Here is an 8,345-nt window from a genome sequence, read left to right on the forward strand (position 1 = left end):
CCTCGCCCACGCCCACCCCCATCCGGGCCAGGAACAGGCTCCAGAAGCCGTTGGCGAAGCCACAAAGGGCGGTGAAGGCGCTCCACAGCGCCAGGGCGCCGGTCATGATCCAGGTGCGGCTCCACCGGTCGGCCAGCCAGGCCACGGGAATGCCCAGGGCGGTGTAGAAGAGGGCGAAGGCCAGTCCGCCCATGAGGCCCAGCTGACTGTCGGTCAGCCCCAGCTCGGCCTTGATGGGGCCGGCCAGGATTCCCAGGATCTGCCGGTCCAGGAAGTTGAAGGTGTAAGCGATGATCAGCACCGCCAGCACCGTGAAGGGATAGGGGTCGGCGCGGCGGCTCTGCGCCTGCGGGGCGTCTGTCATCAAAGCTCCAGAACGAAAGGCGGGCCGGCCGCCAGATGGCGGCCGGCCCGCTCCGGAAGGGGTCGCCTCAGAAGCGGGCTTCGAGGGACATCATCACAGTGCGCGGCGGACCGTAATAGGCCGTGATCGAGTTGGCGAAGAGGCCGCCGGGGAAGTTGTAGCCCCCGATCCGGTAGGTCTCGTCGCCCAGATTCTTGCCGTGCAGGCCGATGCGGTAGCGGTCGTTGGCCGAGGTCCAGACCAGGCTGGCGTCATAGAGCCAGTAGGCCCCCTGATCGAGCAGGGACGGGATTTCGAACATGGAGAAGGACGAGCGGTAGGAGGCCGACGGGATGAAGCTGATCCGGCCCCGGTCCCCCAGGTCGCGTTGATAGGTGAAGCTGAAGGCGCCGGTCCATTCGGGCGTGTTCTGAAACACCCGGCTGTCGGCGAAATCCTCGATCTGGCCGGTCAGGGGATTGAGGGCGCGATACTCGTCGAACTCGGCCTTGATATAGCCCAGGGACACATTGGCGCTGAGCTCAGGCGTCAGGAAGGCCACCCCCTCCACCTCGACGCCGGACATGTGCGACTCGCCCACATTCAGCACCTGGCTGGCGATGGAGGCCCCCACCGGGGTCTGCAGGGTCACCTGCTGGTCCTGGTACTGGGCGTAGAAGACCGCGGTGTTCAGGCTGAGGCGGCGATCGAAGAAGTAGCCCTTCAAACCCGCCTCGTAGGAATCCACCGTCTCCGGCGCATAGCCGTCGCGGGAATTGGGGGTCAGGATCGCGTCGGCCCGCATGTCGAAGCCGCCGGACTTGAAGCCCTGGCTGTAGGCCGCATAGGCGGTGCGTTCGGAATCCAGGGCGTAGCTGACGCTGACCCGCGGGGTGAACTTCTCGTAGGTGTCGGTGCTGGTGAAGTTCGAGCGCAGCAGGCCGGGAATGGCCGTCGGGTTGCCGAACAGCGGCGAGCGAATGCCCGTGAAGTTCTGGCGATAGACCTGGCCGGTCTTCTCGTCGCGGGTGTAGCGCCCGCCCACCGAAAGGGTCAGGGCCTCGGTGAGGTTGAAGCTGGCGTCGGCGAAGGCCGACCAGCTTTCGGTGTCCACATGGCCGGCGGTGGCGATGGAAAGGGCCGCCTGGCTCAGCACCGTGTCGAAGGCGCCGGCCGCCGTGGCGCTCAGATAGAAGAGGCCGCCCACCGCCTGCACCCGCTCGCCGGTGTAGAGCAGCTGCAGTTCCTGGGTGAACTGGTGGTCGCTGTAGCGGGCCGGAATGTCCAGATAGGGCTCGGGCAGGGTGTCGAAGTCGATGACGCCCTCGGTCTCCCCGGCGCGGTAGGCCGAGATCGATTTGAGGGTCAGGACATCGCTGAGCGACCACTCGCCCAGCAGCGAGACCCCGCGGCTCTCCACGCGGTTCTTGTCGCCGGCGCCGGCCCGGGTGTCATAGACGTTGGACAGCACCGCCCCGCCCGGCAGGGGCTGGTTGGTGAGGCCAAAGGCCGCCACCTCCCGGTGGCCGTGACGGGGATTGGACCGGTCGGTGACGATGTCCCCCGACAGGCGGAAGAAGAGGTCCGCCGTGGGCGAGAACTCCACCGTGGCCCGGGCCGCCCCGACGTCCTTGTCATAATGCTCGGCGCCGGTGGTGAGATTGGTCCCATAGCCGTCCCGATCGAAGCTCGCCCAGGTCAGGCCCACCCCCAGGCTGTCGCTCACCATGCCCTTGGCCGAGCCGACAAAATCCCGCTGATTGTACGACCCGAACTGCCCCTTGAAGCGCATCTGCGGTTCGCCGGAGATCTTGGCGGTGACGTATTTGATCGCCCCGCCGATGGTGTTGCGGCCATAGAGCGTGCCCTGGGGACCGCGCAGCACCTCCATCCGCTCGATGTCGAAGACGTCCAGAACCGCCCCCTGGGGCCGGGCGATATAGACGTCGTCCACATAGAGGCCGACCCCGGGCTCGAAGCCCCAGAGCGGGTCCTGCTGGCCCACCCCGCGGATGAACGAGATAAGAGTGGAGTTGGAGCCCCGCGCCACCTGGACGGTCAGGTTGGGGGTCGACTGCTGCAGGCTGGTGATGTCGGCCGCCCCAGTGGCCTCCAGGCGCTCGGCGGTGACCGCCGTGACCGCCACGGGCACGTCCTTCAGGGTCTCCTCGCGCCGACGGGCGGTGACCACCAGTTCCTCGACCACGGCTGCGCCTTGGGTCGGGGCCTGGGCGGCGGCGACGCCAGGGACAGCCGCCATCGCCGCGCTCGCCAGGAGCGCAGCCTTGAAGATGGTATTCATTTTTTCCTCCCCGACGCGCCACGTCTGAAGCGCAGCGTCGTCACAAACTCACCAGGTGGTGAATTAAGCGGAGTGTGCCTGCAAGCAGGGCCCTTAGACCAGCCGCCACAGCACGGCGCGGGCCGAGTTTTTTGTCAGATGATGAATTTTCGCAACACCGCGTTCGGCGGAAAACTCAGCCGGCCCGCCGGACCACCGCCTCCAGGCCCGCGGCGCAATAGGCGAAGAGACGCTCCCGAACCGCCTGCAGGTCGGACGAACGACACCGTCCGCCGGACAGCTGGTCGATCCGGCCGGTCTCCGACAGGGCCAGCATCATGGCGCCGGTCAGGAACTGATAGCACCAGTAGAGATCGTCCAGTTCCGCCTCGGGCAGGGCCTCGGCCAGCATCTCGATCAGGCGGTGGACGACTGGATCGAAGAAGCGGTGCATGGTCTCGCCCCCCCAGGCCGGGGTGTTGTTCACCAGGGCCACCAGGCGGAAGTAGTTCTTCCAGCCGGGATCCTGGGTGAGGGAGCGGTCGATGAGCGGGCCGATGAAGGCCTCGATCACCCCCTCCACCTCAAGGGCGCCGGCATGGGCGGCGCGATAGGCGGCCATGGCCTCCAGCCGCTCGCGGTTGAGGATCTCCGCCCGCCGGGCGAAGACGGCGTCGAACAGCTCACGCTTGGCGCCGAAATAATAGTGGATCAGGGCGGTGTCGACGCCGGCCTCGGCGGCCACCTGGCGCACCGTCACCCCATAGAAGCCGTGGCGGGAAAAGAGGTCCTCCGCAGCGTCCAGTATGGCCTCGCGCAGGTCGGGTCCCTGGCCCTTGCGCCGCCGGCCGCGGCTGACGCCCGCGGTGGATTCGGGAACCGGGTCCTGGCGTGAGGGGGCGGCTTCGGCGGTTTTTCCCATGACCGCGCCAGTGGAGGCCGCGCATGCGCAGGCCGTCAAGCCTCGCGGGCCGGGCACGCCGCTTTAGAGGGCCGCCGGCTGAGTCAGGACGAACAGGCCGACGACGCCGGCCAGGGCCATCAGGGCAGGGATGATCTTCAGAAGCTTGACCATGGACAGCATATAGGCGCCGCCAGGGGTAACAGCCAGTGAAGGGGCGCCCAGATTCCGCAGGGGCGACACAGAATCGTCGCTCAACCCCGGCTTGACTCCGGAGGGCGGCTTTCCTAACTCCCGGCCGACGTTAGCACTCGGGCGCGTCGGCTGCTAACAGCCCCTCGCGTCCGGGACCGCTGGCGGTCATCGCATTTCAAATGGTTCCGAACGGAGCAAGACCAACATGGCGTTTCGTCCTTTGGGAGACCGCGTCCTCGTGCGGCGCGTCGAGGAAGAACAAAAGACCAAGGGCGGGATCATCATCCCCGACACCGCGAAGGAAAAGCCGCAGGAAGGCGAGATCATCGCCGTCGGCCCGGGCGCGCGCGACGAGAACGGCAAGGTCCAGGCGCTGGACGTCAAGACCGGCGACCGCGTCCTCTTCGGCAAGTGGTCGGGCACCGAGATCAAGCTCGAGGGTGAAGACCTGCTGATCATGAAGGAAAGCGACATCCTGGGCGTCCTGGAATAGGGCGCGGGCCACCGCTTTCCACCGGCCCGCTCCGGCGGGCGACCCATAACGGCCGGCAGGCCGCGCGTCCCGGATGATCCGGACCGCCGCCCCGGCTTGAATAGGAAGTAGAAGAAGAAATGGCTGCGAAAGACGTCTATTTCTCCGCCGACGCCCGCGACCGCATGCTGCGCGGCGTCAACACCCTGGCCAATGCGGTCAAGGTGACCCTGGGCCCCAAGGGCCGTAACGTCGTCATCGAAAAGTCCTTCGGCGCCCCGCGCTCCACCAAGGACGGCGTGTCGGTGGCCAAGGAAATCGAACTGGCCGACCGGTTCGAGAACCTGGGCGCTCAGCTGATCCGCGAAGTCGCCTCCAAGACCAACGACAAGGCCGGCGACGGCACCACCACCGCCACGGTGCTGGCCCAGGCCATCGTCACCGAAGGCCTGAAGTCGGTGGCCGCCGGCATGAACCCGATGGACCTGAAGCGCGGCATCGACAAGGCCGTCGCCAAGGTGATCGAAGAGATCAAGTCCAACGCCAAGAAGGTCTCCGCCAATTCCGAGATCGCCCAGGTGGGCACCATCTCGGCCAATGGCGACACCGAGGTCGGCGAGATGATCGCCAAGGCCATGGACAAGGTCGGCAACGAAGGCGTCATCACCGTCGAAGAAGCCAAGACCGCCGAGACCGAACTCGACGTCGTCGAAGGCATGCAGTTCGACCGCGGCTACCTGTCGCCCTACTTCATCACCAACGCCGACAAGATGGAGGCCGACCTCGAAGAGCCGCTCATCCTGCTCTACGAGAAGAAGCTCTCCACCCTGCAGCCCCTGCTGCCGGTCCTGGAAGCCGTGGTCCAGTCGGGTCGTCCCCTGCTGATCATCGCCGAGGACGTGGAAGGCGAGGCTCTGGCCACCCTGGTGGTGAACAAGCTGCGCGGCGGCCTGCGCGTCGCGGCCGTCAAGGCGCCGGGCTTCGGCGATCGCCGCAAGGCCATGCTGGAAGACATCGCCATCCTGACCGGCGGCCAGCTGATCAGCGAAGACCTGGGCATCAAGCTCGAAAACGTCGCCCTCGACATGCTGGGCCGCGCCAAGAAGGTCACCATCACCAAGGACGACACCACCATCGTGGATGGTTCGGGTGACAAGGAAGGCATCGAAGGCCGCATCAGCCAGATCAAGCGTCAGATCGAGGACACCACCTCGGACTACGACAAGGAAAAGCTGCAAGAGCGCCTGGCCAAGCTGGCCGGCGGCGTGGCGGTGATCCGCGTCGGCGGCGCCACCGAGGTCGAGGTGAAGGAGCGCAAGGATCGCGTCGATGACGCGCTCAACGCCACCCGCGCAGCGGTCGAGGAAGGCATCGTCCCGGGCGGCGGCGTCGCCCTGCTGAAGGCCTCCAAGGTCCTCGACGCCCTCAAGGGCGACAATGACGACCAGGAAGCCGGCATCGCCATCGTGCGTCGCGCCCTGCAGGCTCCGATCCGTCAGATCTCGGAAAACGCCGGGGTCGAAGGCTCCATCGTGGTCTCCAAGGTCCTGGAGAACGGCTCGGCCACCTTCGGCTTCAACGCCCAGACCGAGGAATATGTCGATCTGGTCCAGGCTGGCGTCATCGACCCGGCCAAGGTCGTGCGCACCGCCCTGCAGGACGCGGCTTCCGTCGCCGGCCTGCTGATCACCACCGAAGCGGCCATCGTCGAAGCGCCGAAGAAGAACGCTCCGGCCGGTGGCGGCATGCCCGACATGGGCGGCATGGGCGGCATGGACTTCTAAGTCCGGCCATTCAGCGCCAAACGAACGAAGGGCGGAGCCTCCCAAGGCTCCGCCCTTTTTTCGTTCTGCGTCAGCCCGGTTGGGCGTCAGCCCCGCGCCTGGTCGTCCCGCAGGATCATATGGCCGACCCAGCTGGTCAGGCCTGTGACCACCGCCGCCACCAGGCCCGGCCAGAGCCCGTCGACGATGAAGCCCTGAAGCATCACCGCCACAAGCCCGATCATGGCGGCGTTGAGCAGCAGCAAGAACAGGCCGAGCGTCAGCAGGGTCAGCGGCAGGGTGATGATGAACAGGATCGGCCGCAGGATGGCGTTCACCACGCCGAGCAGCACCGCCGCCAGGATCAGGCTGCCCATGTCGGTGAAGGCCACGCCGGCCACCAGCATGGATGACAGCCAAAGGCCGATGGCGGCGAAGACCGCGCGGACGATGAACCTGGCCAGCATGGGCGTTTCCCCTCTGCACGCCGGACCGAGGTCCGGCTGAAAGGCGCATGATCGGCCAAGCCGCGCCTTCCGTCACCCCATGACCCATTTCCGCCTCACCTTCGGGGGAGCTTGGCCTTGGGGATGGAGGGCCAAGAGGGACCAATGTCTTGATCATCCGATGGATTGCGCCGGCCGCCGCCGGCCTGCTGGTCGCCACAGGCGCCTTGGCCGAACCCGAGCCCCCGCCGCCGCCTTCTCCGCCTCAGGGCGCGGGGGGACTGTTCATCAGCCCGTCCGGTGAGCCGTTCCGTGGTCCTGACGGTCTGGGGACGTGGTTCGCCCGGGCCGATCGGGACGGCGACAGCCTCCTGACGCTTGCGGAATTCCGCCTCGACGCCGAGGCCCTGTTCCGCGCCCTGGACGCCAATGACGACGGGTTGATCGACGGGTTCGAGAACCAGACCTATGAACGCGAGATCGTTCCGGAGATCACCCGTTCGCGGCCCGCCGGGCCGCAGGGGGGAGAGCGCGACGGACGGCCGCCGCCCGGAGGCTCCGGCGACGGGGGGCCGCTCAAGAGCGGCAAGCCGCCCCGCGGGGCCATGGGACCGGGCGGCGCAGACGGCGCCCTGCAGGGGGCCGCGCCCTACGGCTTGCTGAACATTCCCCAGCCCGTGCGCAACGCCGACGCCGACCTCAACGGGCGGGTCTCCTGGGCGGAGTGGGGCCAGGCGGCGAAGCGGCGCTTTGAGCGCCTGGACGCCGATGGGGACGGGGTGCTGACCCTGGCCGCCCTGCGCGACCTGGCCAAGAGCCGCGGCGGGGCGAGGCCCGAAGGCGCGCCGCGCAGGGCCGGCCCTTAGAGCCCGATGCGATCAGACGGAACCGTCGGATCGCTGAATCAGGCTCTAAACTCAGAGACTTGAGCTCAGGCCGGCTCGACCTCGGGAATGGTCTCGGCGAGCCGGCCGCCCACACGGATGGGTTCGATGCGCCGGGCCAGGCCCGTGGCGTCATCGGTCTCCACGAACACGCCGCATACGGTGGCCGGACCTTCGGCCGGCTTGTAGCGCCCGCCGGAGATGCGGGTGGTGAAGCGCCGCAGGGGCTCTTCCTTCTGGTTGCCGATCACGCTGTCATAGTCGGCGCAGGCGCCGGCGTCGGTCTGATAGGCCGTGCCGCCGGGCAGGATCTGGGCGTCGGCCGTGGGCACATGGGTATGGGTGCCCACCACCAGGCTCGCCCGCCCGTCGCAGAAGTGGCCCATGGCCATCTTCTCGCTGGTGGCCTCGGCATGCATGTCCACGAGGACGGCGTCGGACACCATGCCCAAGGGCGCCTTTTCCAGCTCGCGATCCACCGCGGCGAAGGGATCGTCCAGGGAGTCCATATGGACCCGGCCCAGCAGGTTGATCACCAGGATGCGCCGGCCGGAATCGGTTTCGAAGAGATTGGCGCCGCAGCCCGGGGCGTCGGCCAGGACGGAGTAGTTCAGGGGCCGGATCAGGCGCGGCTCGCGCACGATATAGGTGAGCGCCTCCTTCTGATCCCAGGAGTGGTTGCCGAGCGTCAGACAGTCGGCGCCGGCGTTGAACAGCTCGCGGGCCGTGTTCTCGGTGATGCCGAAGCCCGCCGCGGCGTTCTCCGCATTGACCACCACGAACTCCAGCCCCAGGCGACGGCGCAGCATGGGCAGGTGGTCGGCCAGGCCGTCACGGCCCGACCGGCCCACCACATCTCCGAAAAAGGCGAAACGCATGGGTTGTCCTAGCGAAAGTCGATCAGGCCGGCCTCGGTGGCGACGGCGTCGAGGGGTTGGTCGTGCGGTTCGAGGGGGACCTGGTCGATCTCCTGGCCGGCATAGGCGTAACCCAGCAGGAAGAGCGGGCCTTGCGCCTTCAAGGCGGCGATGGTGCGGTCATAGGTTCCGCCCCCCTGCCC

The 8,345-nt window shown here is 67.5% G+C and carries 10 protein-coding genes; 3 read left to right on the top strand and 7 right to left on the bottom strand.

Translation table 11 applies throughout. From position 1 onward, the window contains the following. The 4 genes from V7D28_RS11615 to V7D28_RS11630 form a co-directional block, all read right to left on the bottom strand. Positions 1-364, bottom strand: a 364-nt coding sequence (locus tag V7D28_RS11615; RefSeq protein ID WP_333587545.1) for an MFS transporter, incomplete at its 3' end; no start/stop codon positions are given. A gap of 67 nt (positions 365-431) precedes the next feature. Further along, positions 432-2,645: a TonB-dependent receptor gene (locus tag V7D28_RS11620; protein WP_333587546.1), complete on the bottom strand. Its 2,214-nt coding sequence runs from the start codon at positions 2,643-2,645 to the stop codon at positions 432-434. Positions 2,646-2,820: 175 nt separating this feature from the next. Continuing rightward, on the bottom strand, positions 2,821-3,546 hold the full coding sequence (locus V7D28_RS11625; RefSeq protein WP_333587547.1) for a TetR/AcrR family transcriptional regulator: 726 nt from the start codon (positions 3,544-3,546) through the stop codon (positions 2,821-2,823). 63 nt (positions 3,547-3,609) lie between these two features. After that, complete coding sequence (locus V7D28_RS11630) at positions 3,610-3,783, bottom strand: hypothetical protein (RefSeq protein WP_333587548.1); 174 nt, start codon at positions 3,781-3,783, stop codon at positions 3,610-3,612. A gap of 142 nt (positions 3,784-3,925) precedes the next feature. On the opposite strand from V7D28_RS11630, the gene groES reads away from it, so the two are divergent. Beyond that, positions 3,926-4,213 carry a co-chaperone GroES gene (groES, locus tag V7D28_RS11635; RefSeq protein WP_333587549.1) on the top strand — a complete coding sequence of 96 codons (288 nt, stop codon included), beginning with the start codon at positions 3,926-3,928 and terminating at the stop codon, positions 4,211-4,213. Positions 4,214-4,332: 119 nt separating this feature from the next. Then, entirely contained in the window at positions 4,333-5,976 is a 1,644-nt protein-coding gene (groL, locus tag V7D28_RS11640; protein WP_333587550.1) for a chaperonin GroEL, read from the top strand. An 86-nt stretch (positions 5,977-6,062) separates the two neighbouring features. On the opposite strand, the gene V7D28_RS11645 is transcribed toward groL, so the two are convergent. Then, positions 6,063-6,419, bottom strand: coding sequence for a phage holin family protein (locus tag V7D28_RS11645; RefSeq protein WP_333587553.1), 357 nt, complete (start codon positions 6,417-6,419; stop codon positions 6,063-6,065). Positions 6,420-6,571: 152 nt separating this feature from the next. Here V7D28_RS11645 and V7D28_RS11650 point away from each other — a divergent pair, with 152 nt between their 5' ends. After that, complete coding sequence (locus tag V7D28_RS11650) at positions 6,572-7,267, top strand: hypothetical protein (protein WP_333587551.1); 696 nt, start codon at positions 6,572-6,574, stop codon at positions 7,265-7,267. 65 nt (positions 7,268-7,332) lie between these two features. On the opposite strand, the gene V7D28_RS11655 is transcribed toward V7D28_RS11650, so the two are convergent. Next, positions 7,333-8,163, bottom strand: a complete 831-nt coding sequence (locus tag V7D28_RS11655; RefSeq protein ID WP_333587552.1) for a TIGR00282 family metallophosphoesterase — start codon at positions 8,161-8,163, stop codon at positions 7,333-7,335. A gap of 8 nt (positions 8,164-8,171) precedes the next feature. Continuing rightward, a partial coding sequence (locus V7D28_RS11660; protein ID WP_333587554.1) for a 5-formyltetrahydrofolate cyclo-ligase occupies positions 8,172-8,345 on the bottom strand: 174 nt, incomplete at its 5' end.

Source organism: Phenylobacterium sp. (genome assembly GCF_036723115.1).
Taxonomy (GTDB): domain Bacteria; phylum Pseudomonadota; class Alphaproteobacteria; order Caulobacterales; family Caulobacteraceae; genus Phenylobacterium.

Coding starts and splice junctions, on each gene's coding strand:
- V7D28_RS11620 (WP_333587546.1), bottom strand. CDS start 2,645: ATGAATACCATCTTCAAGGCTGCGCTCCTGGCGAGCGCGGCGATGGCG.
- V7D28_RS11625 (WP_333587547.1), bottom strand. CDS start 3,546: ATGGGAAAAACCGCCGAAGCCGCCCCCTCACGCCAGGACCCGGTTCCC.
- groES (WP_333587549.1), top strand. CDS start 3,926: ATGGCGTTTCGTCCTTTGGGAGACCGCGTCCTCGTGCGGCGCGTCGAG.
- groL (WP_333587550.1), top strand. CDS start 4,333: ATGGCTGCGAAAGACGTCTATTTCTCCGCCGACGCCCGCGACCGCATG.
- V7D28_RS11655 (WP_333587552.1), bottom strand. CDS start 8,163: ATGCGTTTCGCCTTTTTCGGAGATGTGGTGGGCCGGTCGGGCCGTGAC.